The sequence below is a fragment of the Stenotrophomonas sp. Steno-Z4 genome (assembly GCF_056393145.1).
Genome location: NZ_JBWJPC010000011.1, coordinates 1 through 26,181 on the forward strand (window position 1 = coordinate 1; position 26,181 = coordinate 26,181).

Annotated in this window: 27 protein-coding genes; 15 read left to right on the forward strand and 12 right to left on the reverse strand. The window is 68.0% G+C overall.

Translation table 11 applies throughout. The features are described from left to right. Positions 1–72: 72 nt before the first annotated feature. Positions 73–1,527: an NAD(P)(+) transhydrogenase (Re/Si-specific) subunit beta gene (locus AC06E7_RS18535; protein WP_478065575.1), complete on the reverse strand. Its 1,455-nt coding sequence runs from the start codon at positions 1,525–1,527 to the stop codon at positions 73–75. Next, the gene (locus AC06E7_RS18540; RefSeq protein ID WP_068849390.1) at positions 1,524–1,832 is read right to left on the reverse strand and encodes an NAD(P) transhydrogenase subunit alpha part 2; all 309 of its coding nucleotides are present in this window, start codon (positions 1,830–1,832) and stop codon (positions 1,524–1,526) included. Before AC06E7_RS18540 ends, AC06E7_RS18535 begins: the two co-directional genes overlap by 4 nt. A gap of 129 nt (positions 1,833–1,961) precedes the next feature. Here AC06E7_RS18540 and AC06E7_RS18545 point away from each other — a divergent pair, with 129 nt between their 5' ends. The 3 genes from AC06E7_RS18545 to AC06E7_RS18555 are packed head-to-tail and all read left to right on the forward strand — an operon-like array spanning position 1,962 to position 3,279. Then, positions 1,962–2,531 (forward strand): RNA polymerase sigma factor, encoded by a 570-nt coding sequence (locus AC06E7_RS18545; RefSeq protein WP_068849388.1) that lies wholly within the window; start codon positions 1,962–1,964, stop codon positions 2,529–2,531. An 8-nt stretch (positions 2,532–2,539) separates the two neighbouring features. Then, positions 2,540–2,857, forward strand: coding sequence for a hypothetical protein (locus AC06E7_RS18550; protein WP_093534624.1), 318 nt, complete (start codon positions 2,540–2,542; stop codon positions 2,855–2,857). Between the two features lie 2 nt (positions 2,858–2,859). Continuing rightward, positions 2,860–3,279 (forward strand): DUF3106 domain-containing protein, encoded by a 420-nt coding sequence (locus tag AC06E7_RS18555; protein ID WP_068849384.1) that lies wholly within the window; start codon positions 2,860–2,862, stop codon positions 3,277–3,279. 27 nt (positions 3,280–3,306) lie between these two features. Here AC06E7_RS18555 and AC06E7_RS18560 read toward each other — a convergent pair whose 3' ends face one another. Together AC06E7_RS18560 and AC06E7_RS18565 are read right to left on the reverse strand one after the other, a co-directional pair. Continuing rightward, on the reverse strand, positions 3,307–4,389 hold the full coding sequence (locus tag AC06E7_RS18560) for an NAD(P) transhydrogenase subunit alpha (RefSeq protein ID WP_478065576.1): 1,083 nt from the start codon (positions 4,387–4,389) through the stop codon (positions 3,307–3,309). 625 nt (positions 4,390–5,014) lie between these two features. Beyond that, positions 5,015–7,324 carry a DUF1631 domain-containing protein gene (locus tag AC06E7_RS18565; RefSeq protein ID WP_478065577.1) on the reverse strand — a complete coding sequence of 770 codons (2,310 nt, stop codon included), beginning with the start codon at positions 7,322–7,324 and terminating at the stop codon, positions 5,015–5,017. 332 nt (positions 7,325–7,656) lie between these two features. On the opposite strand from AC06E7_RS18565, the gene AC06E7_RS18570 reads away from it, so the two are divergent. From AC06E7_RS18570 to AC06E7_RS18585, 4 genes are read left to right on the forward strand one after another with little or no spacing between them, the layout of a single operon-like run. Continuing rightward, complete coding sequence (locus tag AC06E7_RS18570; protein WP_184124851.1) at positions 7,657–8,232, forward strand: nitroreductase family protein; 576 nt, start codon at positions 7,657–7,659, stop codon at positions 8,230–8,232. After that, positions 8,233–9,156 (forward strand): 5'-3' exonuclease, encoded by a 924-nt coding sequence (locus tag AC06E7_RS18575; RefSeq protein ID WP_478065578.1) that lies wholly within the window; start codon positions 8,233–8,235, stop codon positions 9,154–9,156. Then, positions 9,153–9,704, forward strand: a complete 552-nt coding sequence (locus AC06E7_RS18580) for an NUDIX hydrolase (RefSeq protein WP_478065579.1) — start codon at positions 9,153–9,155, stop codon at positions 9,702–9,704. Before AC06E7_RS18575 ends, AC06E7_RS18580 begins: the two co-directional genes overlap by 4 nt. Next, positions 9,685–10,500, forward strand: coding sequence for an N-formylglutamate amidohydrolase (locus AC06E7_RS18585; RefSeq protein ID WP_478065580.1), 816 nt, complete (start codon positions 9,685–9,687; stop codon positions 10,498–10,500). Before AC06E7_RS18580 ends, AC06E7_RS18585 begins: the two co-directional genes overlap by 20 nt. A gap of 35 nt (positions 10,501–10,535) precedes the next feature. Here AC06E7_RS18585 and pip read toward each other — a convergent pair whose 3' ends face one another. Continuing rightward, positions 10,536–11,480 carry a prolyl aminopeptidase gene (pip, locus tag AC06E7_RS18590; protein ID WP_068849368.1) on the reverse strand — a complete coding sequence of 315 codons (945 nt, stop codon included), beginning with the start codon at positions 11,478–11,480 and terminating at the stop codon, positions 10,536–10,538. 34 nt (positions 11,481–11,514) lie between these two features. After that, positions 11,515–12,372, reverse strand: coding sequence for a peptide chain release factor N(5)-glutamine methyltransferase (gene prmC, locus AC06E7_RS18595; RefSeq protein ID WP_478065581.1), 858 nt, complete (start codon positions 12,370–12,372; stop codon positions 11,515–11,517). A gap of 342 nt (positions 12,373–12,714) precedes the next feature. Here prmC and ahpC point away from each other — a divergent pair, with 342 nt between their 5' ends. The 5 genes from ahpC to AC06E7_RS18620 all read left to right on the forward strand — a co-directional run bounded on the left by ahpC (position 12,715) and on the right by AC06E7_RS18620 (position 17,626). Further along, positions 12,715–13,278, forward strand: coding sequence for an alkyl hydroperoxide reductase subunit C (gene ahpC / locus AC06E7_RS18600; protein ID WP_068849365.1), 564 nt, complete (start codon positions 12,715–12,717; stop codon positions 13,276–13,278). Between the two features lie 151 nt (positions 13,279–13,429). After that, entirely contained in the window at positions 13,430–15,022 is a 1,593-nt protein-coding gene (ahpF, locus tag AC06E7_RS18605) for an alkyl hydroperoxide reductase subunit F (RefSeq protein WP_478065582.1), read from the forward strand. Between the two features lie 92 nt (positions 15,023–15,114). After that, positions 15,115–16,071, forward strand: coding sequence for a LysR substrate-binding domain-containing protein (locus AC06E7_RS18610; RefSeq protein ID WP_068849361.1), 957 nt, complete (start codon positions 15,115–15,117; stop codon positions 16,069–16,071). Between the two features lie 136 nt (positions 16,072–16,207). Then, positions 16,208–16,612 (forward strand): nucleoside diphosphate kinase regulator, encoded by a 405-nt coding sequence (gene rnk / locus AC06E7_RS18615; protein ID WP_095364633.1) that lies wholly within the window; start codon positions 16,208–16,210, stop codon positions 16,610–16,612. A 51-nt stretch (positions 16,613–16,663) separates the two neighbouring features. Next, on the forward strand, positions 16,664–17,626 hold the full coding sequence (locus AC06E7_RS18620) for a transaldolase (protein ID WP_478065583.1): 963 nt from the start codon (positions 16,664–16,666) through the stop codon (positions 17,624–17,626). A 595-nt stretch (positions 17,627–18,221) separates the two neighbouring features. Here the strand turns inward: AC06E7_RS18620 and msrA are convergent. Further along, positions 18,222–18,872, reverse strand: a complete 651-nt coding sequence (msrA, locus tag AC06E7_RS18625) for a peptide-methionine (S)-S-oxide reductase MsrA (RefSeq protein WP_184125454.1) — start codon at positions 18,870–18,872, stop codon at positions 18,222–18,224. Between the two features lie 30 nt (positions 18,873–18,902). Beyond that, positions 18,903–19,169 (reverse strand): putative signal transducing protein, encoded by a 267-nt coding sequence (locus AC06E7_RS18630; protein WP_478065584.1) that lies wholly within the window; start codon positions 19,167–19,169, stop codon positions 18,903–18,905. 137 nt (positions 19,170–19,306) lie between these two features. Between AC06E7_RS18630 and AC06E7_RS18635 the strand changes: the two genes are divergently transcribed. From AC06E7_RS18635 to rlmM, 3 genes are read left to right on the forward strand one after another with little or no spacing between them, the layout of a single operon-like run. Then, positions 19,307–21,055 (forward strand): glutamine--tRNA ligase/YqeY domain fusion protein, encoded by a 1,749-nt coding sequence (locus AC06E7_RS18635; protein ID WP_210131989.1) that lies wholly within the window; start codon positions 19,307–19,309, stop codon positions 21,053–21,055. Between the two features lie 28 nt (positions 21,056–21,083). Then, positions 21,084–21,644 carry a nucleoside deaminase gene (locus AC06E7_RS18640; RefSeq protein WP_095364630.1) on the forward strand — a complete coding sequence of 187 codons (561 nt, stop codon included), beginning with the start codon at positions 21,084–21,086 and terminating at the stop codon, positions 21,642–21,644. A gap of 24 nt (positions 21,645–21,668) precedes the next feature. Next, a complete protein-coding gene (gene rlmM, locus AC06E7_RS18645; protein ID WP_093532925.1) occupies positions 21,669–22,715 on the forward strand; it encodes a 23S rRNA (cytidine(2498)-2'-O)-methyltransferase RlmM in 1,047 nt (348 codons plus the stop codon). Between the two features lie 39 nt (positions 22,716–22,754). Here rlmM and AC06E7_RS18650 read toward each other — a convergent pair whose 3' ends face one another. The 4 genes from AC06E7_RS18650 to ubiH all read right to left on the reverse strand — a co-directional run bounded on the left by AC06E7_RS18650 (position 22,755) and on the right by ubiH (position 26,144). After that, entirely contained in the window at positions 22,755–23,180 is a 426-nt protein-coding gene (locus AC06E7_RS18650; RefSeq protein WP_093532926.1) for a hypothetical protein, read from the reverse strand. Between the two features lie 155 nt (positions 23,181–23,335). Beyond that, positions 23,336–23,650 carry a hypothetical protein gene (locus AC06E7_RS18655; protein WP_478065585.1) on the reverse strand — a complete coding sequence of 105 codons (315 nt, stop codon included), beginning with the start codon at positions 23,648–23,650 and terminating at the stop codon, positions 23,336–23,338. A gap of 116 nt (positions 23,651–23,766) precedes the next feature. Beyond that, entirely contained in the window at positions 23,767–24,942 is a 1,176-nt protein-coding gene (locus tag AC06E7_RS18660) for a UbiH/UbiF family hydroxylase (protein WP_478065586.1), read from the reverse strand. Further along, positions 24,939–26,144 (reverse strand): 2-octaprenyl-6-methoxyphenyl hydroxylase, encoded by a 1,206-nt coding sequence (ubiH, locus tag AC06E7_RS18665; protein WP_478065587.1) that lies wholly within the window; start codon positions 26,142–26,144, stop codon positions 24,939–24,941. Before ubiH ends, AC06E7_RS18660 begins: the two co-directional genes overlap by 4 nt. Between the last annotated feature and the right edge of the window lie 37 nt (positions 26,145–26,181).

Sequence of the window (26,181 nt, forward strand, 5' to 3'; positions counted from 1 at the left end):
AGATCTCAATGGGCCCGTAACAATTCGTAGCGCCGGCCGTTGGCCGGCCCTGGCCCCCGGCGCCACGTGCGGTCAATGCCCTCCGTCGAGCGCTTTGAGCTCGCTGACCAGCGCGCTGGCCGCACCGGCGCCATCGCCATAGAGCATGCGGGCGTTGTCGGCGTAGAACAGCGCGTTTTCGATGCCCGCGAAGCCGGTGCCCTTGCCGCGCTTGATCACCACCACGTTGCGGGCGTTGACCACGTCCAGGATCGGCATGCCGTAGATCGGGCTGGCCGGGTCAGTGCGCGCCACCGGGTTGACCACGTCGTTGGCACCGATCACCAGCACCACGTCGGTGGTGGGGAACTCAGGATTGATGTCATCCATGTCGGCGATCAGGTCGTAGGGCACGCCCGCTTCGGCCAACAGCACGTTCATGTGGCCCGGCATGCGCCCGGCCACCGGGTGGATCGCGAATTTGACCTTGATGCCGCGTTCCAACAGCCGCTGCGCCAGCTCCCATACCTTGTGCTGGGCCTGGGCCACGGCCATGCCATAACCGGGCACGATCACCACGCGCTCGGCGAACGCCAGCATCGCGGCCACGTCGCTGGCCTCGATCGGCTTCTGCGCGCCGGTGATTTCCTGGGCCGTGCCACCGCCGCCGAAGTTGGAGAACAGCACGCCGCTGATCGGCCGGTTCATCGCCTTGGCCATCAGGCGGGTGAGCAGGATGCCGGCCGCGCCGACCATCATGCCGGCGATGATCAGCGCCTCGTTGCCCAGCACGTAGCCTTCGAAAGCGACCGCCAGGCCGGTGAATGCGTTGTACAGCGAGATCACCACCGGCATGTCGGCGCCGCCGATCGGCAGGGTCATCAGCACGCCCAGCGCCAGCGCGACCACGAAGAAGCTGATGATCGCCACCGGGCTCAGGGTCACTGCCGCCCAGATGCCCAGCACCACCATCGCCAGCGCAACCAGCAGGTTGAACGCCTGCTGGCCGGGGAAGGTCACCCGCCGGTCCAGCCGGCCATCGAGCTTGGCCCAGGCGATGACCGAACCGGACAGCGACACCGCGCCGATCGCCGAGCCGATCACCGCCAGCGCGAGCACCGTGGCCGAGGGCTGGCGCGCGCTCAGTTCGGCGATGGCCTGCGCGCTCCAGTGGCTGGTATCGCGGTTGGCCAGGAACGAGAAACGCAGCAGTTCCACCGCACCGATCGCGGCGGCCGAACCGCCACCCATGCCGTTGTACAGCGCTACCATCTGCGGCATGTCGGTGATGGCCACCCGCTTGGCCGACCACCACGCCACGCCGGTACCGATCGCCACCGCAGCCAGGATCAGCGGCACGTTGTGCAGGTCGGGCAGGAAGAAGGTCGCCACCGTGGCGATCAGCATGCCCAGGCCGGCCCAGCGGATGCCGCTGCGCGCGGTCATCGGCGAGGCCATGCGCTGCAGGCCGAGCAGGAACAGGGTGGCGGCGACCAGGTAGCTCACCTGCACCAGCAACTGCAGCAGTTGCGCGGTGGTGACGTTCAAGGCGCCTTCTCCCCGGCGTCGCGCTTCTGGCTGGGCTTGAACATGTCCAGCATGCGCTCGGTCACCACGTAGCCACCGGCGGCATTGCCCGCGCCGAGCACCACGGCGATGAAGCCGATGATCTTTTCCAGCGGGGTCTGCGCATGGCCCAGCACCACCATGGCACCGATCAGGACGATGCCGTGGATGAAGTTCGACCCGGACATCAGGGGGGTATGCAGGATCACCGGCACCCGCGAAATGATCACGTGGCCTGCGATCGCAGCCAGCATGAAGATATACAACGCCACGAACCCGTCGCTCATTGCTGTCCCTCTTCCCGGCGGTCATCCCGTCCCCTGCATCATAACCATGCGCTGAACCGTTCTGCAGGGCGGTCAACCGATGCCGCACTGGTGCGTTCTCACCGTATCCCCCTGCGCGAGCGCTACCCTGTGCTGGTGAGCCCTTCCCTGCCGCCCCTGGCTGACGATGCCGATGCCGAAACCGCGTTGCCGGTGTCGCTGGATGCGTTCCTGGCCGGGATCGGCCCGCGCGCGTTCCGCTTCGCCGAGGCCGGGCTGCGCCAGCGCGACGACGCACTGGACGCGGTGCAGGACGCGATGCTGCGCATGCTGGCCTACCGCGACAAGCCGGCAGGGGAGTGGTCACCACTGTTCTGGAGCATCCTGCGCCGCCGGGTAGTCGACCTGCAGCGCCGGCGCGGCTTCCGGCTCCGGTTCTGGCGCAGCAGCGACGAGCTGGCCGGTGACCACGACATCGACTGGGCCGATCCTGGACCCGGCCCGGCCCAGGCCCATGAGCAGCGCGACCAGTACGCGGCGCTGGTCAGGGCATTGCGCGATCTACCTGCACGCCAGCGCGAGGCTTTCACCCTGCGCGTGCTGCAGCAGCTCGACGGCGCCACGACCGCAGCGGCCATGGGCTGCAGCGAGGGCGCGGTAAAAACCCATCTTTCGCGCGCCCGGCAGGCGCTGCAGCAGCACCTGGAGATTGAACTGTGAGCCGCCCCGTGCCCCCCACCCTTCCCGATGACGCCGCACTGGCGCAGCTGCACGCACATGCGGTGACCCAGCTCTCTCCCGCCACGCTGGCGCGCCTGCGTGCCGCACGGCATGCGCCGCAGCGGGCCCGCGCGCACGGCTGGTGGCTGGCCACCGCGTGTTCGCTGGTGGTGGCGCTGGGCCTGGGCATCAGCTTCACCGCCCGACCGCCGGCAGCCACCCCGATGCAGGTGGCGGCCGTGGCGGCGGATGACAGCAGCGACGTGCTCGACGAGAATCCGGACCTGTACCTGTGGCTGGGCGCCACCGACCTGGCAATGGAGTGAACATGAAACCGCGACTGACCCTGGCACTGGTACTGCTCTCGCTGAGCGCGGCCAGCGCCGCGCAGACCTCGACGCTGCCGGAGTGGGACAAGCTCACCCCGCAGCAGCGCGATGCGCTGATCGCGCCGGTGCGCGACCGCTGGAACGACGCGCCGCCGCCACAGCGCGAACGCATGCTGCAGCATGGCCAGCGTTGGCAGAGCATGACCCCGGAACAGCGCGAGCTGGCGCGGCGCGGCCGCCACCGTTTCGAGAACATGAGTCCGGAGCAGCGCGAGCAGGCCCGCGCGCTGTTCGCGCAGATGCGCGGCATGACCCCGGCCCAGCGCGATGCGCTGCGTGAGCGCTGGGGCAGCATGAGTCCGGAGCAGCGGCAGGAATGGCTGAAGGCCAATCCGGTCAAGGACCTGCCGCCGCGGTAGCGCCACGCCCTGCGCGGCGGCGCGATATCAGTTCGCAATCCAGCGCGTTTTCGCCAGCAGCTCATCGTCCCAATCAAACGCCACCGTGCCATCCTTCAGGAACAGCGCGACGAAGTTGTAAAGGTTGCGCGCATACATCTCACTGGCGTGCACCGCGCCTTGGCTGGCCAGGTCGAGCGGGCCGTCCACGGTGACGCCGCCGACGTCGACGGTTTCTCCCGGCCGGGTCGCCTCGCAGTTGCCGCCGGTCTCAGCGGCCAGGTCCACGATCACGCTGCCCGGGCGCATGCCCTGCACCATCGCGCTGGTGACGATCTTCGGCGCAGGGCGGCCGGGCACGGCGGCGGTACAGATCACCACATCGACCAACCGCAGGTACTCGCCCAGCCGACGCTGCTGCTCGGCGCGCTCGTCGTCGGTCAACGGACGGGCGTAACCGCCCTCGCCCACCGCGCTGACGCCAAGGTCAAGGAACTTGCCGCCGAGCGATTCAATCTGTTCGCGGGTTTCCGGGCGCACATCGAAGCCCTCCACCTGCGCCCCAAGCCGGCGCGCGGTGGCGATGGCCTGCAGGCCGGCCACGCCGGCGCCCACCACCAGCACGCGCGACGGCCGGATGGTGCCGGCGGCGGTGGTCAGCATGGGGAAGAAGCGCGGTGCCAGCTGGGCGGCAATCAGGGTGGCCTTGTAGCCGGCCATGCCGGCCTGCGAACTGAGCACGTCCATGGACTGTGCACGGGTGGTACGCGGCAGGCGCTCCAACGGAAATGCCTGCAGACCACGTGACTGGATCACGCCGGCGCGTTCGGCGTCGGCCTGCGGGTGCAGCATGCCGACCAGGCTGGCGCCGGACTTGAGCTGGCGCAGCCGCGCGGTTTCCGGCGGCTGCACGCACAGCACGATGTCGGCCTGGCCCAGGCGGGTGTCATCGGCGAGCTGCGCGCCGACATCCAGGTAGGCCTGGTCGGTAAAGCCGGCGCGCGTGCCGGCGCCCGGTTCGATCCACACGGTGGCGCCCAGCGCGATGTACTTGCGCGCCGTTTCCGGCGTCAGCGCTACGCGGCGTTCGCCCTGCGCGTGTTCCTTGACCCCCAACACCTCGACAGCCATGCATGTCCCCGAGCAGCGGTAAGTGGTGGGATCGTAACCCGATTGGTCGGGTGGGAGACCTTTCCGCTGGAAGCGCTGCCTGGAATCGGGCTTCGCATGGGTGCCGGCCGTTGGCCGGCAGCTTCATGCATTCAGGCGAACAGCCATTGCCTGACGGGTTATCGCGCAGGGCCGGCGGGTGCGGAGGTACGGGGGGCGCCGTGAACCCATCCATGGGGGCTCTTGCGAAACATCCATGTTTCGCAAAGCCCCCGTACCCCCGCACCCGCCGACCCTCTGACGGTTGGCGGTGGCCATGGGAGATCAAAGGCCGTTTGGATCATTTCCATGCGTTACCGCGCGCGGGCGTTACAACGGCAGTCGTTTGGGAACCGACCCTACCCTGCCCCATGTGATCCGCGTAGAGCCACGCCCTGCGTGGCTGATTTTTCCAGCCGCACGCGATCCACCATCGAGGGGAGGCCGGCGGGCAGCCCCTGTAGGGACTGTCAAAAACATGGATGTTTTTGCCAAGCCCCCAGGGATGGGTTTACGGCGTGTCCCGTAAGGGGCTGCCCGTCGGCCTCCCCAGCACGTAGCAGCCGAAACGCCGCAGTTGACGTTGACGTTGACGTTGAACGCAACCTCAGTGAACCGTAGCGCCCTTGGTATCCAGGCGATCGATCACGCCCTGCATGGCGCTGTCGAAGGCGCCATCGTCGATGTGCGCGCGCAGGCGGCCGAGGCGCACCATGACCGCCAGTTCTTCCGGCGAGGCCACGCAGAAACGCACGCCGCGTCGGTTCACGAACAGCAGGCGCTGCGAGATCGGGCTGACCCAGGACAGTTTGCCGGCCTGGACTTTGCCGTCCTTGTCGACGAAATCGAGCCAGCTGCCGATTTCCAGGCCGCGGAAACGGTCGGCATCGGCATTATCGAAATCGGTGACGTCGACCTTGCTGCCCAGCTCCACGCCTGCGCTGTCCGCAGCCGGCGGCGTCGGCAGGACCACCTGCGGCAGCTCCGGCAGCGCGCGTTCCAGTTCCGGGCGCGATTCGGCAATGGACTGCAGCGTGTCATGCAGCGAATCGATCGCCGCGTTGGCGCCATCGGCGTGTACGCCGACACTGGCAAACACCTTGCGCAGCACGGGGTGCCATGCCTGCAGCCACGGCTTGCCGACGATCTGGCGCCGGGCTTCGGACACTTCTTCCAGGATCCCGTCGGCCAACGCGAGCGCCTCGCTCACCGAAGGGCCGTCGTCGCCTTCGCGCAGCACCGCCAGGGTCAGATGGTGTTGCCACGGCTGCCGCAGGAATTCGCCGATGGCCTGCGGCAATGCCGTATCGGCGATCCGCCAATCCAGTTCGGATGCCGCGCGGGTGCGCGCCACTTCCAGCTTTTCCTGGCCGCGCTGGGTCTCGGCGGCGCGGCGCTCGGCGATCTCGATGCGGCGGCGGTGCTGGGCCAGGAAGTCGCGGAATTCTTCTTCCAACGTCAGGAAGATGGCCAGGTTCTCGTTGAACTCGGCCACCAGCCGCTCGATGATTTCCTCGACCTTGCCCATCAGCACGCGCTCGGCCTGGCTCTCGCCGGTGTTGCCTTCGCAGGCCTCGGCCAGCGAATTGAGCAGCTTGCGCGCCGGGTGGGTCTTCTGCACGAACATGCGGCGGTCGAGCATGGCCACCTTCACGAAGGGCACCACCAGCCGGCCGATCAGCTCGCGCGAGCGACCTTCCAGGTCGCGCTCGTCCAGCATCACATCGAACAGCATGCCCACCAGGTCGATCGCATCTTCATCCTGCGGGTCCAGGCGCGCCTGCGCCGGGTCCACGCCGAGCCGGGTTGCACCGGACAGCACTTCGCTCTTCAGCCGCTGCGCCAGCGATTCGCCGTCTTCGCCGATCGCCGCGCGCAGGGTCGCGCTCGGCGTGGCCTGCAGCAGCGACAGCACCGACATCATTTCGCGCTGGCTCAGTGGGCGCTGTTGCCCCACCGCCACGCTGGCGGCGGAGGTCGCGTCTTCGCGGACATGCCGGGTCTGCTGCAGCAGCTCGTGCAGCGCTTCCAGCAACATGCCCTGGTTGCCGCTCATCCCGTCCGGGCCTTCGGCTGCATGGTCATGCGCGGCCTGCGCCGACTGCATGCGGCCACGGCTGGCCGCCCAGCGGTCGGCGAAGCGCCGTGCCCAGGCCGGGGCCGCGCCTTCGTCGGCTGCGCCGCTTTCGGTTTCCAGGGCCTGGACCAGCTCGTCCAGCTCCTGCCGGGGCGTGGGCGGACGCGGCGCGGCGCGGCGCGGGGCGGACATCTGCGGCATCACACCGGCAGCGGCCAGTTGTTCGTCGAGTTTCTCGTAACGCTTGCCGATCGGCGCGTGCAGGTCGCGCTCGCACAGCTTGATCAGCACCAGGCGCACTTCCGGCGCCAGTTCACAGTCTGCGAAGGCCTCATGGATGGCCACGCCGATGTGTTCGGGGCTGATCGGGTTGGTGTCGGCGTTCAGTTCCAGCCCGCCGGCGATCCAGCCCAGGCGGCGGTCAAGCCGGCCCAGTACCGGCTTCCAGTCGCGCAGCAGCACGGTGGCGAAGTTGCGCACCGCCAGCCGCGATTCCAGCACGTGCTCGGGGACCAGGCTGAGCCCTTCCCCGCCCGCACCGGCCAGCGTGGCTTCGGCCGACAGTGGCTCAGCGTGTTCCAGCGCGTCCCAGGCCCTGGCCAGGTGCCCACGGAAACCGGCCACGATGTCTTCACGGCGCCGACGCAGTTCACGCATGCCATCGAGGAACAGCAGCTGCGACGCGCCGGCGGTGCCGGCACGGTCGAACAGCACGTCGTCGAAGCGGGCGATCACGGTCGCGAACGACTCGGCCAGGCCCGGCAGGGCGGCCTCGCGTGCAAGCTTCAACAGCGCCGGGTCGCGACCCGGCTGTCCCGATACGTTGGGCGTGGCGATCATGCGAAAAGGCTCCCCACCCTCGCTGGTACAGAATGCAGCATGGATACAACAGGCACGGGCGTCCCCAAGACACCAGCACACGGATGGTAGGACGCCCCACCGGTCAGGGACAGTGAAACAGTCCGCACTTTGAACCTCATGACCCGGGTGCCGGCAGGCCTTGTATCGTAAGGCCAGCGCGGGTGGGAAGCGAGTACAGCGACGTGAAGGAGTGCCGTTAATTAAGTGAGGTTCATCACGTTTTGTCGCAAATGGGCAGGAGATCGCCAGAAGACGGGTCACAAACTGCCCCGACTATAATCTGAGCCACCCCGATGCCCGACAGAGACCCCATGCTCGACTCCCCTGCGCTGCAAGCCCTGGACGCCCGCCGTTCGGTTCCCGCCCTGCAACTGGGCGCGCCCGGACCGGACCCGGCCACCCTGCAGCGGATGCTGGCCTCGGCCGTGCGCGTGCCGGACCACGGCAAGCGGGTGCCCTTCCGCTTCCTGCGCATCGCCGGCGATGCGCGCCTGCAGCTGGGTGAGTTCCTGGCCCGGCGCAGCCGCGAGCGCGACCCCACTGTCTCCGACGCACAGGTCGAAAAGGACCGGCTGCGCTTTTCGCATGCGCCGCTGATCATCACCGTCATCGCCGCGCCTACGCCCAGCCCGAAGGTACCCGAGCTGGAGCAGCTGATGACCGCCGGCTGCGTCTGCTTCGCGCTTTTGCAGGCCGCGCAGGCGCTGGGCTTTGGCGCCCAGTGGCTGACCGCCTGGATGGCGTTCGACCCGGCCGTGCATGCCCACCTGGGCCTGGCCGCGCATGAGCAGATCGTGGGTTTCATCCATATCGGCACCCCGAAGACCGCCGTGCCCGAACGTGAGCGCCCTGATCCGGCCGCGTTGCTGCAGGACTGGGTGGGCTGAGTGCACACGCCTCTCTACCTGGTGGATGCCAGCCTGTACGTGTTCCGGGCCTGGCATTCGATGCCCGATGAATTCCAGGACCAGCAGGGCTGGCCGACCAACGCGGTGCATGGCTTTGCCCGCTTCCTGCTCGACCTGCTGGAGCGCGAGCGCCCGCAGCACATCGCCATTGCCTTCGACGAGGCGCTGGACAGCTGCTTCCGCCACACCCTCTACGCTGCCTACAAGGCCAACCGCGATCCGGCGCCCGACGCGCTGCGCCGCCAGTTCGCGCACTGCAAGGCGCTGTGCAGCGCGCTGGGCCTGACCGTGCTGGCCCACCACGAATACGAGGCCGACGACCTGATCGGCAGCGCGCTGCATGCGCGCCGCCCGGCCGGCATGCGCGGGGTGATCATCTCGGCCGACAAGGACCTGTCGCAGCTGCTGTTCGAGCATGACGAGCAATGGGATTACGCCCGCAACCAGCGCTGGGGCATGGCCGGGGTCAAGGCCCGCCATGGCGTGCATGCGCACCAGATCGCCGATTACCTGGCACTGTGCGGCGATGCGGTCGACAACATTCCCGGGGTGACCGGCGTCGGCGCCAAGTCGGCCGCCGTGCTGCTGGCCCATTTCGGCAGCCTGGACATCCTGTACGAGCGGCTGGACGAAGTGCCGTTCCTGCGCCTGCGCGGCGCCGCGCAGATGGCGGTGCGGCTGCGCGAGCAGCGCGAGCATGCGCTGCTGTGGCGGCAGCTCACCACCATCGCGCTGGATGCACCGCTGGATGCGGCGCAGGCCGATTTCAGCCGTTCCAGCGCCGATCCGCAGATGCTGCAGGGCCTGTGCGAGGCGCTGCGCTTTGGTCCGCTGACCCGGCGCCGGCTGTTCAACGCTGCCGGCATTCCCGATATTTCTCCTCCCGCAAGCGAGTTCGCATGAACCCCAACACGCAAGCCCCGAAGGTCGTCTACGAAGGCAAGTACCAGCGCATGGTCGTGCGCGGCTCGTGGGAGTACAGCGAACGCACCCACGCTGGCGGACTGGCCGCGATCATCATCGCCGTCACCCCCGACGACAACGTGCTGTTCGTCGAGCAGTTCCGCGTACCGCTGCAGGCCAAGACGATCGAGATGCCGGCCGGCCTGGTCGGCGATTTCGACGCGGGAGAATCGATTGAAGACTCCGCCGTGCGCGAGCTGGAAGAAGAAACCGGCTGGACCGCCGGGCATGCCGAAGTGTTGATGATCGGCCCGACCTCCTCCGGTGCCAGCAGCGAGAAAATCGCCTTCGTGCGCGCCACCGGCCTGCGCAGGGTCGGCGAAGGCGGCGGCGATGCCAGCGAGGACATCACCGTGCACGAGGTGCCGCGTGCGCGCGCGGCGGCCTGGCTGGTGGAGAAGATGGGCCAGGGCTACCAGCTGGACGCGAAGTTGTGGGCTGGGCTGTGGATGATCGAGCACCACCTGGATGGCACCGCACGTGGCTGATTCCCGCGCGCTTCCGCTGGCGGCCACGCCCCTGCTTGGCGCCAAGGATCCTGCACCGTTCACCGTGCTGCATCCGGCCGGGCGTTCGCCGTATGTGCTGATCACCGACCACGCCGGCCAGCAGGTGCCGGAGGTGCTGGCGAACCTGGGGCTGCCGCAGGTCGAGCGCGACCGCCATATCGGCTGGGACATCGGCATTGCCGGGGTCACCCGCGAACTGGCCCGGTTGCTCGACGCGTGGGCGATCACCCAGACCTATTCGCGGCTGGTGATCGACTGCAACCGTCCGTTGGCGTCGCCGACGCTGATTCCCGAGGTCAGCGACCATACCGTGGTGCCGGGCAACGCCGGGCTGTCGGCCGCGCAGCGGCAGCAGCGCATCGATGCAATCCACGCGCCCTACCATGCGCGCATTGCCGCCGAGCTGGATGCACGCGCCGGGCAGCAGCGCCCGACGGTGCTGGTGATGATGCACAGCTTCACCCCGCGCATGAACGGTGCGGACCGGCCGTGGCATGCCGGGGTGCTGTACCACCAGGACACGCGCCTGGCGCATGCGCTGCTGCAGGCACTGCGCGACGAAGGCGACCTGGTGGTGGGCGACAACGAACCGTATTCGGTCAGCAGCACCAGCGATTACGCGGTGCCGGTGCATGGTGAAGGCCGCGGGCTGCTGCACGTTGAGCTGGAAATCCGCCAGGACCTGATCGCCGATGCCGCCGGTCAGCGCGCGTGGGCCGAACGCCTGGCGCGGGTGTTCACCGCGCTGGACGTCACGGCGCGGTCAACCCCGTAGCCCCGGCAGGTACCCACCGTGGGTGGGTACATCCATCAGGCGGCGAAACCATCCGTCGCGCGCACCAGCGCATCGATGGTCTCTGCCTCGAACGCGGAATGGCCCGATGCCGGGCTGATCTCGAGCGTGGATTTCGGCCAGGCCTTGTGCAGCTCCCACGCATTCTGCAGCGGGCACACCACGTCGTAACGGCCGTGCACGATCACGCCCGGGATGTCGGCGATGCGGTGCGCGTCGCGCAGCAGCTGTTCTTCGACCTCGAAGAAACCGCCGTTGACGAAGTAGTGGTTCTCGATGCGCGCGAATGCCAGCGCGAAGCGCGGGTCTTCATGGCTGTTCACGAAGTCGGCATCCACGTGCAGGAAGCTGGTGGCCCCTTCCCACACGCTCCACGCCTTGGCCGCGGCCAGGCGGGTGGCTTCATCGTCGCTGGTGAGGCGGCGGTGGAAGGCGGAAATAAGGTCGTGGCGTTCCACCGCCGGGATCGGCGCCAGGTAGTGTTCCCACGCATCGGGGAACAGGCGGTTGGCGCCTTCCTGGTAGAACCATTCCAGTTCCCAGCGCCGCAGCATGAAGATGCCACGCAGCACCAGCTCGGTGACCTGCTGCGGGTGGGTCTGGGCATAGGCCAGCGCCAGGGTCGAACCCCAGCTGCCGCCGAAGACCTGCCAGCGTTCTACCTTCAGGTGCTCGCGCAGCTTCTCGATGTCGGCCACCAGATCCCAGGTGGTGTTGTCCACCAGGTCGGCGTGCGGGGTGGAACGGCCAGCACCGCGCTGGTCGAACAGGATGATGCGGTACTTGGCCGGATCATGGAACTGACGCATCTTGTCGCTGCAGCCGCCACCCGGGCCGCCGTGCAGCATCACCACCGGCTTGCCCTGCGGATTGCCGCACTGTTCGAAATACAGCGTGTGGCGGTCGTCGACCTTCAGGCTGCCAACGTCGTAGGGGGTGATGGCCGGGTACAGCGTGCGCATGGGTGGAGCTCCAGTGGAATCACGGTCGCTCATTCTACCGCTGGGTGGTGGGCCACCGTCCCAGGCTCACCCGGTCGCGCTGCTCCAGGTCCAGCGCGGTTTCCACCTCGACGAATCCGGCGCCCTCCAGCAGCGCGCGGATCGCTTCGCCCTGGTCCCACCCATGTTCCATCAGCAGCCAACCGCCCGGCTGCAGGTGCGCGGGCGCGCCGGCGATGATCAGGCGGATGTCGTCCAGCCCGTCGTGGCCAGACGCCAGTGCGGTGGCTGGTTCGAAGCGCAGGTCGCCCTGGGCCAGGTGCGGGTCGTCGCTGGCGATGTACGGCGGATTGCTGGCGATCAGGTCGAAGCGCTCGCCGGCCAAGGGGGCATGCCAGGATCCCTGCCGGAACGCGACGTTGGCCAGCCCATGCTGGCGGGCATTGCCGGCAGCGACGGCGATCGCATCGCCACTCATGTCCGTGGCCACGATCTGCGCCAGCGGGCGTTCACTGGCCAGGGCCAGCGCAATGGCACCGCTGCCGGTGCCCAGGTCGGCGATCCGCAGCGGCACGCCCTCCGGCAGCCGCTCCAAGGCCAGTTCGACCAGCCGTTCGGTTTCCGGGCGCGGAATCAAGGTGGCCGGGCTGACCGCCAGGTCCAGGGTCCAGAAGCCGCGCCGGCCCAGCAGGTAGGCGACCGGCTCACCGGCGATGCGACGCTGCAGCAGCGCCGCGAATGCCTCTGCCGTGGCCGTGTCGAGCAGGTCGGTCGCATGCGCGAACAGCCAGCCGCGCTCGCGCCCCAACACATGCAGCAGCAGCAGTTCGGCTTCGTGCCGGCCTTCCACCCCGGGCAGCGCACGGGCGGCGGCGGCAAGCAGTTGGCGGATCTCCTGCGGGGCAGCGTTCATGGCGGGCCTGGGCGACGGTGGGGGCGCAGTGTAGGCCAATGGCGGCACGGGCCGGCCCCCGCGACCGGTTGTCGCAGCCACCTCGCGACGCTGAAAGGCGGTTCAGGCACCGCGACGGGCGGATAACCTGCGGCTATCACCGCGCGGCGCGAGGAAATGATGAAAATCCTTTCCACACAATGGGCTACGAATGAATAGCGGCCCGCGTTCACTCGGGAATCAGGCCGTTTCGATAGACTGTATATATCGTATTGATGAAATCAATGCATTTTCCTTATCGAAACCCAGCCGGTACTCTGTGTTGGCTGATTCACCCATCCCCCTTCACCACGAGGAATATCGATGTCGCTCATCAACACCCAGATCAAGCCGTTCGAAGCCAACGCCTATCAGAATGGCGAATTCATCAAGGTGTCGGACAGCACCCTGAAGGGCCAGTGGTCGGTCCTGATCTTCATGCCGGCCGCCTTCACCTTCAACTGCCCGACCGAGATTGAAGACGCCGCCGATCATTACGCCGAGTTCCAGAAGGCCGGTGCCGAGGTGTACATCGTCACCACCGACACCCACTTCTCGCACAAGGTGTGGCACGAAACCTCGCCGGCCGTCGGCAAGGCCCAGTTCCCGCTGGTCGGCGACCCGACCCACCAGCTGACCAACGCCTTCGGCGTGCACATTGCCGAAGAAGGCCTGGCCCTGCGCGGCACGTTCATCATCAATCCGGAAGGCGTGATCAAGACCCTGGAGATCCACTCCAACGAGATCGCCCGTGACGTCTCCGAGACCCTGCGCAAGTTGAAGGCTGCCCAGTTCACCGCCGCCAACCCGAACCAGGTGTGCCCGGCCAAGTGGAAGGAAGGCGAGAAGACCCTGACCCCGTCGCTGGACCTGGTCGGCAAGATCTAAGCAACGCCTCATCCCCATTCCCGTTGCGACGGGAGTGGGGGTGAATCCAAGCCGGTGCGCCCGCGCCCGTTTCGATTCACCCCTACGCCGCCCAGATGTACCGTAGCGGTACGTCGACGCCGTTCCTTTGCCTGAATCAAGGAGTTTTTCGATGTTGGATGCCAACCTCCAGTCCCAGCTGAAGACCTACCTGGAACGCGTCACCCGGCCGATCCAGATCACCGCGCACGCCGACGACGGCGCCAAGTCGCAGGAGATGCTGGAGCTGCTGGAAACCCTGGTCAGCCTGTCCAGCCAGATCACCCTCGACGTGCGCCGCGACGGCGCCGAGCGCACCCCCTCCTTCGCGCTGACCTCGCCGGGCCAGGACATCCACCTGGCCTTCGCCGGCCTGCCGATGGGCCACGAATTCACCTCGCTGGTGCTGGCGCTGCTGCAGGTCGGCGGCCACCCCTCCAAGGCAACGGCCGAGGTGATCGAGCAGGTGCAGGGGCTGGAAGGCGAGTACCGGTTCGAGACCTACTTCTCGCTGTCCTGCCAGAACTGCCCGGACGTGGTCCAGGCACTCAACCTGGCCGCGGTGCTGAACCCGCGCATCCAGCACGTGGCGATCGACGGTGGCCTGTTCCCGGCCGAGGTCGAAGCACGCCAGATCATGTCCGTGCCCACCGTGTACCTCAACGGTGAAGTGTTCGACCAGGGCCGCATGAGCCTGGAGCAGATCGTGGCCAAGCTGGACACCGGTTCGGCCAAGCGCGACGCGGCGAAGATCGCCGCGAAGGCGCCGTACGACGTGCTGGTCATCGGCGGCGGCCCGGCCGGCGCCGCTGCGGCGATCTACGCCGCGCGCAAGGGCATCCGTACCGGCGTGGCAGCCGAGCGTTTCGGTGGCCAGGTGCTGGACACCATGGCGATCGAGAACTTCATCTCGGTCAAGGAAACCGAAGGCCCGAAGCTGGCCATGGCACTGGAACAGCACGTGCGCGAGTACGACGTGGACATCATGAACCTGCAGCGCGCCAGCGGCCTGGTGCCGGCCGGCGACGATGGCCTGGTCGAGATCAAGCTGGAGAACGGCGCGTCGCTGAAGTCGCGCTCGGTGATCCTGTCCACCGGGGCGCGCTGGCGCCAGATGAACGTGCCCGGCGAAGACCAGTATCGCAACAAGGGCGTGGCCTACTGCCCGCATTGCGACGGCCCGTTGTTCAAGGGCAAGCGGGTGGCGGTGATCGGCGGCGGCAATTCCGGGGTGGAAGCGGCGATCGACCTGGCCGGCATCGTGACGCATGTGACCCTTCTGGAGTTCGACGACAAACTCCGCGCCGATGAAGTCCTGCAGAAGAAGCTGCGCAGCCTGGGCAATGTCACCATCATCACCAGCGCGCTCACCCAGGAAGTGCTGGGCGATGGTCAAAAGGTGAACGGCCTGGTCTACAAGGACCGCGTGGGTGGCGACGCCCACCGGGTCGAGCTGGAAGGCATCTTCGTGCAGATCGGGCTGCTGCCCAATACGGAGTGGCTGAAGGACGCGGTGGCGCTGTCGCCGCGCGGCGAAGTGGTCATTGACGACCGCGGCCAGACCAGTGTTCCGGGCGTGTTCGCCGCGGGAGATTGCACAACCGTACCCTACAAGCAGATCATCATCGCCATGGGCGCCGGTTCGACGGCCGCGCTGAGCGCTTTTGACCACCTGATCCGAACTACCGTTCCCAAGAGCAGCGGCGCCGTCGCCGAAGCTGCCTGAAACGTCCGGTTCCCCGCTTGCGGGGAACCTTTTTTACCTGCTGGGGAAACCACGCCATCGCCCGGTCCATTACCGTCTAGAGGTACAAGGAAATGAACCTACGTGATCTGAAATATCTGGTGGCGTTGGCTGACCATCGCCACTTTGGTCGCGCGGCGGCGTCCTGCTTCGTCAGCCAGCCCACGCTCTCGACCCAGATCCGCAAGCTCGAGGATGAGCTGGGCCTGCCGCTGGTGGAACGTTCCCCGCGCAAGGTGATGCTGACCCCGGCCGGGCTGGAAGCGGCCGCCCGCGCGCGCTCGATCATGGGCGAAATCGAACAATTGAAAGAAGCGGCGCGGCGCAGCCGCGATCCGGAAGCGGGCACGGTCCGGCTGGGCATCTTCCCCACGCTGGGCCCCTACCTGCTGCCGCACGTCATCCCCAACATCCGCGGACGCTTCCCGCAGCTGGAACTGCTGCTGGTCGAAGAAAAAAGCGACGAGCTGCTGCACCGGCTGCGCGACGGCCGGCTGGACGCGGCGCTGTTGGCACTGCCCCTGGACGACGACCAGCTGCACGCCGAGTTCCTGTTCGAGGAACCGTTCCTGCTGGCCGTCTCCGGCCAGCACCCGCTGGCGCGACGCCTGCACCTGGACGTGCAGGAGCTGTCTTCGCAGAAGCTGCTGCTGCTTGAAGACGGGCACTGCCTGCGCGACCAGGCGCTGGCGGTGTGCCGGCTGTTCGGCGCCAACGAGAAATCCGAATTCCGCGCCACCAGCCTGGAGACGCTGCGCCAGATGGTCGCGGCCGACGTCGGCATCACCCTGCTGCCGACGCTGTCGGTGAAGCCGCCGGTGCCGCGCTCGGACAACATCCGTCTGCTCGACTTCGAGGGCGAAGACCGCCCCAGCCGGCGCATCGCGATGGCCTGGCGGCGCAGCTCGGCCATGACCGGGTTCCTGGAACAGCTGGCCGAGCAGTTCAAGCGGCTGCCGGAGGCATTGTTCATGCTGGACCCCGCCGATGGCGCCCCGGACCGGCCGCAGCCGCTGCAGGCGCGGGCCTGACGGTCACGCTGAACCGGCCATGCCGGGGTGCCCCGGGCCTGGGTCGCATCCGCTGCGGATAGGCAGCACAATAGGACAAGGCGGTGCCAGCAGGCGCCGCCTTTTGCTTGGGTCTTCCATAAACAAGGAGTTTCAGATGTCTACCGCCAGCGGCCTGCCGCCGTCCATCACCGTTTCCAGTCACGACATGGACCGCCTCGAGGCCATGCTCGACGGCCCCACCATCGCCAAGACGCCTGCGGCGCTGGCCCTGGCCGATGAGCTGAACCGTGCGACCGTCGTGGCGCCGGAACAGATGCCCGAAGGCGTGGTCATGATGCATTCGCGGGTGGAATGCGAAGATGAGCTGCACGGCGACAAGCACGAGCTGACGCTGGTGTACCCGCGCGAAGCCGATGTCGACCAGGGCAAGGTCTCCATCCTCGCACCGGTGGGCACCGCACTGCTGGGCCTGGCCGTTGGCCAGTCGATGGACTGGGATGCACCTGGCGGCCGCAAACTGCGCCTGCGGGTGAAGGCCGTCCACGCCCCCAAGATTTGATCGTCCCTGCCACGCACCGCGCAGGGCCCAGGTAACGTTCCAGGAGCCGCAATGAGCACCGCAACCCCGTCCAAACTTTCGCAGCTGCGCGACCTGTCCGTGGTCGTGGCCGATACCGGCGATTACGAGGCGATCAAGCGCCTGAAGCCGGTCGACTGCACGACCAATCCCACGCTGGTCAAGAAGGCACTCGACCTGCCGGTCTATGCCGAACTGATCGAGCGCGAACTGGCCTGGGGCCGTGAGCAGTCGGGCGAGCGCGAAACCGTCGTGCACGCCGTGGCCGACCGCCTCACCGTGGGCGTGGGCACGCTGCTGAGCACGCTGGTGCCGGGCCGTGTGTCCACCGAAGTCGACGCCGACCTGGCGCACGACACGGCGAGCACGGTGACCAAGGCGCGCCAGTTCATCGCCATGTACGAAGCGGCCGGCGTGCCGCGCAGCAAGGTGCTGATCAAGATCGCCGCCACCTGGGAAGGCGTGGAAGCCGCCCGCCAGCTGCAGGCCGAAGGCATCGACTGCAATCTGACGCTGATCTTCAACCCGACCCAGGCGCTGGCCTGCAGCGAAGCCGGCGCGTTCCTGATCTCCCCGTTCGTCGGCCGGATCCTGGACTGGTACGTGGCCAACGGCCAGGCCCCGGCCAACATCGACGCCGACCCGGGCGTGGTGTTCGTGCGGGGCGTGTACGCCGAGTTCAAGCGCCGCGGCTCGCCGACGGTGGTGATGGGCGCCTCGTTCCGTTCTACCGCGCAGATCGAAGCGCTGGCCGGTTGCGACCGCCTGACCATCTCGCCGGACCTGCTGGAAAAGCTGGACGCCGACCACGGCGAGCTGCCGCGCAAGCTGGTGGCGGGTGCCCCCGAACCGGTCACCGTCACCCCGATCGACGCCGCGACGTTCGCCGCCGACCTGGCCGCCGACCCGATGGCCACCGAGAAGCTGGCCGCCGGCATCGACGCATTCGCCAAGGACCTTGAAGCGCTGCGCCAGACGATTCGCGAACGGCTGTAAGCCGTAGTTGTTACCGATGTAAAAGCGGGACGGATGCTGCGATTGCATTCGTCCCGTTTTCATTTGAGATTTCCGTGAACGGCTGGCGTTTCAGTTAATCCGAGCAGGGCGGCCGTCGGCCAGCCCCGCTCCGGGACACGCCGTAAACCCATCCATGGGGGCTTGGCAAAAACATCCATGTTTTTGACAGTCCCTACGGGGGCTGCCCGCCGTCCGCCCCAGATGGTGAGTCGCATGCGGATGGAAAGAGCAGACACGCATGGCGTGACCCTACGCGGTGCGCTGGTAGGTTCGGTTCCCGAACGAACGCACGCAACCCACCACCGTCCGGTAACGCATGAAAATGATCGGCACTGCCGTTGATCTTCCCGTGGCCCCCAACACACCGTCGAGGGTCGGCGGGGGCGGGTTTGCGGGACTGTAGAAAACATGGATGTTTTCTACAAGCCCCCATGGATGGGTTCACGGCGTGTCCCGCAAACCCGCACCCGCCGGCCCAGCTAAGGCCATGCGCAGGCTACCGGCTGTTCGCCAGAACGCATGAAGGTGCCGGGCAACGCCCGGCACCTCCAGCATCAAATGCAACTAGGAGCTGTTAAGCCCCAACCCCGATCGGGCAACTCACCCCAGTGCCACCAATCCCGCAATAGCCATTCGGATTCTTGGCCAGATACTGCTGGTGATAGTCCTCGGCGTAGTAGTACTCCGGCGCCGGGAATTCGATCTCGGTAGTGATCGCCCCCAACCCGGCCTCGGTCAGCCGCTGCTGGTAGGCATCGCGGCTGGCCAACGCCGCATCGAACTGGGCCTGGGACGTGGCATGGACCGCCGAACGGTACTGGGTGCCGGTATCGTTGCCCTGGCGCATGCCCTGGGTCGGGTCGTGGTTCTCCCAGAACACCTGCAGCAGCTCGCCCAGGCTGATGATCGCCGGGTCGAACACCACCTCCACGATCTCGGTGTGCCCGGTCAGGCCCGAGCACACTTCCTCGTAGGTCGGGTTCGGGGTCACCCCGCCCGCATAGCCCACCGAGGTCGAATACACCCCCGGCAAGGTCCAGAACTTGCGCTCCGCGCCCCAGAAGCAGCCCATGGCGAAGCGGATGCGCTCCAGCCCGGCGAAGCCGTCCTTGAGCGGATGGCTGTTAACATAGTGCTGGTTGTGCAGCGGAAGCGGGTGCTCGCGGCCGGGCAGCGCCTCTTCCGGGCGCGGCAGGCGCTGCTTGAACGCCCCGATACTCAACAGGCCCTTGGCAATACCCAACATGGCGCTCTCCTAGGCCGGCAACAGGCCGGCGCTTTCGTCACCGTCAAATATGGGGTCGTCCTGTGGCCCGCCCAAGTCCAGCCCGGCCACGATCTGCTCCGCCTTCGGGCGGGCCAGGTCCGGAACGCAGACCCGCAGCACCCCGAACAGCGGCAGCTCGCCCATCCCGCCCAGCAGCGACTCACCGAAAACGAAGGCCGGAATCCCGGCCGCCTCCAGCGCGTGCTTGACCAGATGGGCGTCGAACAGGTTGTCGGCCTGGTAGATCACGTGCATGAGAGGCTCCCGTGGGGTTCTGGGGCAGCATACGCTGGCGCTCGAATGAGTGCCGACCAACGGTCGGCACCTACCGTCTAACGCGTCCCGGGGGGACGCGTTAGACTGGCAATCTTTCTGCCTTCTGCCTGCGCATCATGTCCGAGCCTACTGCCGCCCCTACCGACGCCCTTCCGGAAACCCACGAAAAGCGGGATTTCATCCGTCAGATCGTCCGCGAGGACCTGGCCGCCGGCAAGCATGCCGCGATCAAGACACGCTTCCCGCCCGAGCCCAACGGCTACCTGCACATCGGCCATGCCAAGTCGATCTGCCTGAACTTCGGCATCGCCGGTGAGTTCGCCGGCGTCTGCAACCTGCGCTTCGACGATACCAACCCGGCCAAGGAAGACCCCGAGTACGTGGCCGCCATCCAGGACGACGTGCGCTGGCTGGGCTTCACCTGGAACGAACTGCGGCATGCCTCCGATTACTTCGACGCCTACTACCTGGCCGCCGAAAAGCTGATCCGCGACGGCAAGGCCTATGTCTGCGACCTCTCGGCCGAGGAAGTGCGCGCCTACCGCGGCACCCTGACCGAACCCGGCCGCCCCTCGCCCTGGCGCGACCGCAGCGTGGACGAAAACCTGGACCTGTTCCGCCGCATGCGCGCCGGTGAGTTCCCCGACGGCGCGCGCACCGTGCGCGCCAAGATCGACATGGCCAGCGGCAACATCAACCTGCGCGATCCCGCGCTGTACCGCATCAAGCACGTCGAGCACCAGAACACCGGCAACGCCTGGCCGATCTACCCGATGTACGACTTTGCCCATGCCCTGGGCGATTCCATCGAAGGCATCACCCACTCGCTGTGCACCCTGGAATTCGAAGACCACCGCCCGCTGTACGACTGGTGCGTGGACAACGTCGACTTCGCCCATGACGATGCGCTGACCGCACCGCTGGTCGAACGCGGCCTGCCGCGCGAAGCTGCCAAGCCGCGCCAGATCGAATTCTCGCGTTTGAACATCAACTACACCGTGATGAGCAAGCGCAAGCTGATGGCGCTGGTCACCGAACAGCTCGTCGATGGCTGGGAAGACCCGCGCATGCCGACCCTGCAGGGCCTGCGCCGCCGTGGCTACACCCCGGCCGCGATGCGCCTGTTCGCCGAACGCGTGGGCATCAGCAAGCAGAACTCGATGATCGACTTCAGCGTGCTCGAAGGCGCGCTGCGCGAAGACCTCGACAGTGCCGCCGCGCGCCGCATGGCCGTGGTCGACCCGGTCAAGCTGGTGCTGACCAACCTGCCCGAGGGCCATGCCGAAACGCTGACTTTCTCCAACCACCCCAAGGACGACGCCTTCGGAACCCGCGAAGTGCCGTTCGCGCGCGAACTGTGGATCGAGCGCGAAGACTTCGCCGAGGTGCCGCCCAAGGGCTGGAAGCGCCTGGTGCCAGGTGGCGAAGTGCGCCTGCGCGGCGCCGGCATCATCCGCTGCGATGAAGTGATCAAGGATGCCGACGGCACCATCACCGAACTGCGCGGCTGGCTGGATCCCGAATCGCGTCCCGGCATGGAAGGCGCCAACCGCAAGGTCAAGGGCACCATCCACTGGGTCAGCGCCGTGCACGCCGTGCCGGCCGAAATCCGCCTGTACGACCGCCTGTTCTCCGTGCCGAACCCGGACGATGAGTCCGAAGGCAAGACCTACCGCGACTACCTCAACCCCGAGTCGCGCCGCACCGTCACCGGCTACGTCGAACCGGCCGCGGCCACCGCCGCGCCTGAACAGTCGTTCCAGTTCGAGCGCACCGGCTACTTCGTCGCCGACCGCCGCGACCACACCGCCGCCGCCCCCGTGTTCAACCGCAGCGTCACCCTGCGCGATACCTGGTCGGCGTAAGCCCCACCGCATTCGAAAGGCCTGTCCCATGCTGTACGCGCAAGTCCACCTCACCCTGCCCGCCTGGATCCACGACCAGATCGACCTGGCCCGTGCGTATCCCGGCGATGCCGCCAAGGTCGCCCTGGCGATCGAACTGTCGCGGCTGAACGTCGAGGCGGAAACCGGTGGCCCGTTCGGCGCCGTGGTGTTTGGTCCTGACGACCGCGTCATCGCGGCCGGCGTCAACCGCGTGGTGCCGCACAGCACCTCGCTGGCGCATGCCGAGAACATGGCTTACATGCTCGCCCAGCAGCGCCTGCAGACGCCGCGCCTGAACGACGTGCTGTCGCCGATCACCCTGGCCACCTCCTCGCAGCCGTGCTGCCAGTGCTACGGCGCCACCATCTGGGCCGGCATCGACCGGCTGCTCATCGGCGCCAGCGCGCAGGATGTGGAAGAACTGACCCCGTTCGATGAAGGTCCGCTGCCGGCCGACTGGATCGGCGAACTCAACAAGCGCGGCATCGAGGTCGTGCGCGACATCGAACGCGACGCGGCGCGCGCAGTGCTGCGCCAGTACGGGGAGATCAACGGTGCGCATTACTGATACCCACGCCATAGGCGTGCGTCGATGAGTGGCCTGCTGTGCCTGTGCCGGCAGGGTTTCGAGCCCGAACTGGCCGGTGAACTTGCCGAGCGTGCCGCCTACGCCAACATCGCCGGTTACGCCCGTACGCAGCGCAACGATGGCTACGTGCTGTTCGCCACCGACGAGGGCGCCGCGCTGTCCAAGGCGTTGCCTTGGCGTTCGCTGATCTTCGCCCGCCAGAAGCTGGTGGTGCTGGCCGAGCTGCGCGAGCTGGATCCAACCGACCGGATCACCCCGATCCTGGCCGCGCTGGACGGCCAGCAACGCTTCGGCGACATGTGGGTGGAACATCCCGATTCGGACGAAGGCAAGCCGCTGGCCGGCCTGGCCCGCGCCTTCGGCAATGCCCTGCGCCCGGCGCTGCGCAAGGCCGGCCTGCTCACCGACAAGCCCAACACCAGCCTGCCACGCCTGCATGTCGTGTTCGTTGACGGTCGCCATGCGTTTGTCTGCGTGGCCGATACCCGCGACAGCGCTCCCTGGGCACTGGGCATCCCACGCCTGAAGCTGCTGCCCGACGCGCCGTCGCGCTCGGCGCTGAAGCTGGACGAAGCGCTGCTGACCCTGATGAGCCCTGACGAGCGCGAGCAGCTGGTCAAGCCCGGCATGCGCTCGGCCGACCTGGGCGCCGCCCCCGGCGGCTGGACCTGGGTGCTCACCCGCCAGCACATGCATGTGATCAGCGTGGACAACGGCCCGCTGCGCGAGCACGTGCTGGAGACCGGCCTGGTCGAACACCTGCGCGCCGATGGGTTCCACTGGCAGCCCGAGGCGCCGCTGGACTGGATGGTCTGCGACATGGTCGAGCAGCCGCGCCGCGTGGCCGAGCGCATGGCCACCTGGTTCCGCGAGGGCTGGTGCCGGCACGCGATCTTCAACCTCAAGCTGCCGATGAAGAAGCGCTGGGACGAAACCCGGCTGTGCCTGGAGCTGTTCGAAGCGCAGGCCGGGCGACCGCTCACCGTGCGCGCCAAGCAGCTCTACCACGACCGTGAGGAAATCACGGTGCTGGCCTGGACCGGGCGATGAAGGACGCGCGGCAGCGCTGGCTGCTGCGCTGAGGAGGGCTCAGCCCTTGGCGGGCCCCCGGAAGTGCTGCAGGCTGCGGGTCAGTTCCAGCGCTTTGTTCAACTGATTCAGGCGGTCATTGTTCCAGCTGTCATGGGCTCCGGAGGCCAACCGGGCCGGACCACGCTGGCGCTCGAGGTCGCGCTGCAGGGATTTGAGGCTGTTCAGAAGGAGCTTGGCCTGGCCCTCGGTTGGCGCGGCGGCGCCCTTGGAGCGGGCAAATTTGTCCAGGTTCACCTGCGCCCGAAGGCCATCCTCGCCCCGGCAGCCGATGCCGTACTGGTGGCACCTGTTGTTGATGTGCGTGATCAGTCCATTGAAATCCCTGGCGGCCGCCTCGGGATGGGCAACGATCGCGCGCACGGTCTTTTCAGCGTTGAACGACGCCGGCCGGAAAAGCTGGTTGAGAACCTCGGCAATGCTCATGATTCTTCCTCGGGAAAGGGAGCGACGCGCCGCACCCGTTACGGTGGAACGCCTCCAGACCCGTTCAGTCTGCTGAAACGCAGGGGCCACCCACTTTCAAGAATCAATCATCCCGGGCTCGTCGCGCCAACGCGGGGGCCTTGCCGCCGCACGCATCAACCCTGGCGACGCCGGTTCAACGCGAGGCATTGCTCGACCGGGATACCCTGCTTGTGGGACAGCAACAGCTTCACGAAGTACTGGCAACTGTCGCGATCGACGTCGTCCTGCCGCACGGGCGCTACCGTGTGGACCTCACCGCCGACCGCGCGGGACTCGGGGATGTCACGCAGCGGCTTCGACGCCACACCACGGTTGTGTATGGTGGTGAGCTGCACGCCGAGGCTGCCAGAGACGCCTCGCTGAGTGCGGCCGCACATGCGGTTCGCCGACGAAGGCTGCTGGGGACGATCAAGGGGCGAAAGTGCCATGGGGGAGTTCCGGAAGATGGGAAGCGCGACGCGCTGTCGAGGCCGGACAGCGCCAGCCGCGCCGCAGTCTGCGCAACGGCAGCCCAGCCCACTTCCAGATTTCGATCCCCCGGAACCTACAGCCCCGCCGCGCGCTTCCACAGTGCCGACACCAGTGGCGGCAGGCGGCCCACGCTGCCCAGCGCGCAACCACGCGCCAGGGTCAAATGCATCTCGTCGTTGGAGAAAATGGTGTTGATCGCGTCAAAGCCATAGGCCGACACCGTGTTCTCGCTGCGGCGTTCGCGCGCCCAGCGCCGCAGGCGGTCGGGCGAAGCCCAGTCCTGGCGTCGCTGCTGCGCACGCAGCACCGTGGCATGCAGCGCCGCCACATCGCGCAGGCCCAGGTTCACGCCCTGCCCGGCCAGCGGATGCACCACATGCGCGGCATCGCCCAGCGCCAGCACGCGGCCTGCCACGTAGGCACTGGCCAGCTGGCGGCGCAGCGGGAAGGCGGCGCGCCGCGAGGCCAGGGTCATCGCGCCCAGCCGGGCGCCGAAGGCGCGGGTCAGCTCGGCGTTGAAGGCGGCCTCGTCCAGCCCCAGCACGCGCTCGGCCTCCGCATCGGGGAGCGTCCACACGATGGAGCTGCGGTGCGTGCCGGCCGGCAGCACCGCCAGCGGCCCGGTGGTCAGGAAGCGCTGCCAGGCCGTGGCCTGGTTGTCCTGTTCGGTATCGATGTAGGCGACCACGCCGCGCTGCGCGTACTCCTGGCGGCTGACCTGCACGCCGGCCAGGCGGCGCAGGGTCGAGTCCGCGCCGTCGGCGGCGATGGCCAGCGCGGCGTCCAGCCGGCGCCCGTCCTCCAGCCGCACGCGCACGCCGTCGGCATCCTGTTCGAGCCCTTCCACCCGTGCCGGGCAGCACAGCTGCACACCCGCCGCCGGCAGGGCCGCCCACAGCCGGTCCACCAGCAGGTCGTTTTCCACGATCCAGCCCAGCTGCTCACGGCCCAGGCGGTCGGCATCGAACTGCAGTTCCTCACCGCCGGCGGCGTCCCAGACCCGCATGCGCCGGTACGCGCAGGCGCGCGCGGCCAGCACCGCCGGCCATACGCCGAGCGTACGCAGCAGCTGCGCGTTGTCCGGCGCGAACGCATACACCCGCAGGTCCGGCTGCTGCGGCTGCCACGCTGGCGGTTCGCGGCCTTCGACCAGGGTGACCTCCAGCCCGGCATCGGCCAGCGCCAGCGCGCAGGCGGCGCCCACCACGCCGCCGCCCACCACGATCACATCGCGCGCGCGCCGGCTCATGCGCCGGCTCCCCGGCACAACGCCGGGACCTCACCGCGGAAGCCCATGGCACCGCCGACCAGCATCGACTGCATCGAGGTCGCCTGCGCTGCCAGCAGCCCGAGACTGCGCAGCGGGCGCATCAACGGCGCGGGATTGCTGGTCAGCCGTGCCAGCCCGCCGGAGAAGGCGATGGTCTGGCGGCGATCCTCTTCACGGCGCGCGACATGCGCCTGCAGCAGCGCATCGCTGCCCACGTCGTCGGCCGTTTCGATCAGCTCGGCCAGGGTCAGCGCATCGCGCAGGCCCAGGTTGAAGCCCTGCGCGCCCAGCGGATGGATGGTCTGCGCCGCATTGCCCAGCAGCACCGCGCGCTCGCCCACCAGTCCCTGCGCCAACACCTGCACCAGCGGGTAGGCACTGCGCGGGCCGCTTTCCAGCAGCCGCCCCGCGCGCCAGCCGATGGCCTGCTGCAGGCGCGCCAGCCAGGCCGCGTCGTCCAGTGCCAGCACCGCATCGGCCTGGTCGCGGGCCACGCCATGCACCGCCCCGTAATGGCGGTCGCCCCGCGGCAGCAGGGCGGTCGGACCGGTATCGGTAAAGCGTTCGAACGCGGTGCCGTCCGGCGCGCGCGCCGAGCGGACGCGGGCCACGAACAGGGTCTGCTGGAAATCATGTTCGTCCACCCCGATGCCCAGCGCTTCGCGCACGCCACTGCGGGTGCCATCGGCGCCCACCACCAGCCGCGCCAGCAGGGTGCGCTCACCGGCATCGTCGGCGATCACCACTTCGCGGCAGCCATCGATCGTGGCGCCCAGCCGCACGAACCGCGCCGGCCGGTACCGGGTGAGGCGGCGCAGGCCCTGCAGGCGGGTCTCCAGTGCCTGGCCGAAATCGCGCGCCACCACCACCTGGCCGAACCAGGGGCGATCGTACTGCGCAGCGTCCATCTGGACCCGCCCGAAATCACCGGCGCGGCTGACCTGGATGCGGGTGATCGGCCCCACCGCCGAGCCCAGCAGCGGCATCACCCCCAGCGCGGTCAGGGCATTGACCGTGGCGGCGGCAAAGCTGAGGTTGCGCTGGTCGAACACCGGCGGCAGCGCGCCGGGCGGCGCGATCTCGACCAGCCCGACATCGCGGCCGGCCCGGTCCAGGGCGATGGCCAGGCTGGCGCCGACCAGGCCGCCGCCCACGATCACTACGTCATGACGTTCACTCATGCCGCCCATGATAGTGCGTGCGGCCCGGCTACGCCCC